This window comes from Sphingobacterium deserti, assembly GCF_000757725.1.
GTDB lineage: Bacteria > Bacteroidota > Bacteroidia > Sphingobacteriales > Sphingobacteriaceae > Sphingobacterium > Sphingobacterium deserti.
In genome coordinates this window covers 1-601 of the sequence record NZ_JJMU01000017.1, presented here as the reverse complement: position 1 = coordinate 601, position 601 = coordinate 1, and the positions used below count along the sequence as shown (strand labels likewise).

2 protein-coding genes are annotated in these 601 nt (G+C 43.4%); both read left to right on the top strand.

Going from position 1 to position 601, the window contains the following annotated elements; all coding sequences use genetic code 11:
- Positions 1 to 221, top strand: a 221-nt coding sequence (locus DI53_RS20520) for a hypothetical protein (RefSeq protein ID WP_206537996.1), incomplete at its 5' end; no start/stop codon positions are given.
- Between the two features lie 145 nt (positions 222 to 366).
- Positions 367 to 495: a hypothetical protein gene (locus DI53_RS20670; protein WP_275041037.1), complete on the top strand. Its 129-nt coding sequence runs from the start codon at positions 367 to 369 to the stop codon at positions 493 to 495.
- Positions 496 to 601 lie beyond the last annotated feature (106 nt).

The following is a 601-nucleotide window of genomic DNA, read 5'->3' as shown; positions in this document are numbered from 1 at the left end:
CTACTATCTATTCTCAATCCGCACTACTCACTACACACTACGAATCTTCCTCGCTCATCCCTTCCGTCCTTAGCCAGGACATGGCCCTACTTTTGTGGGCCAAAAGTAGCAAAAGCCCGTCGCTTGAAACCTTTGCAGGGGAGGTTTGTGCAATGGCAAATGTCTACATATTGCAAAGCTTTCGAGGCGACATTTCGTTTAAAACTGGTAGGAAGCAATAAAGCAAAGAAAAGTTTAACATCTCACTACGCTATACGCACTACGCAATACCCATTACCCAATTCTACATACTAAGTACTAAAATCTATATACTATAATCTATCTACTACAATCTATTTTCACTACGCACTACTAATCGAGCGAACGATGGGCCTGATCTACGAAGACCTATCAACGGCACTTTTTACGTTTCATCAAGCGATGGAAAAAGCAGAGCGCTGCCGTGGCCTGGTGGGTATGGGCAGGCATGAGATTATTTCCCGAAATCCAATCTAAAAGGATTTTGGGATGTCATCTAGCCTGACAGGGCAGCCTGCTGCTGTGTGTAGGGTTGTGGGAAAAATCGCCTCGATGAAACAAAGATTTTTTGTATACTTTTTCA

Excerpts from the sequence above, each read along its gene's own strand:
- DI53_RS20670 (WP_275041037.1), top strand. The coding sequence starts at position 367 with ATGGGCCTGATCTACGAAGACCTATCAACGGCACTTTTTACGTTTCAT.